This is a genomic window from Pseudomonas sp. SWRI68 (assembly GCF_014269165.1).
Lineage (GTDB): Bacteria > Pseudomonadota > Gammaproteobacteria > Pseudomonadales > Pseudomonadaceae > Aquipseudomonas > Aquipseudomonas capeferrum.
Window position 1 is genome coordinate 1 of record NZ_JABWRU010000098.1, and the last position, 211, is coordinate 211.

General features: G+C 58.8%; 1 protein-coding gene. It reads right to left on the reverse strand.

The genetic code is table 11. The features are described from left to right. On the reverse strand, nucleotides 1–211 hold a 211-nt coding region (locus tag HU770_RS27395; protein WP_186666649.1), incomplete at both ends, for an immunoglobulin-like domain-containing protein.

A 211-nucleotide genomic window follows, 5' to 3' on the forward strand; every position in this document is an offset into this window, starting at 1 on the left:
CTTGGCGATAACATCGTCGGTGGTGTCGGTGACTTTAACCGACGCGGCATCACCCAGTTGCAAGTTCTCGAAGGCGCGACCATCGATGTCTGCTGCCGATTTGATACCCAGGCTGATTTCGCCGGCGTCTTTGTAGACGTCGTCGCCCTGCGCGTCGTGGCTATACGGCGCGCTGGTTTCGCCCGCCTTGATGGTGACCTGAGCATTGTTG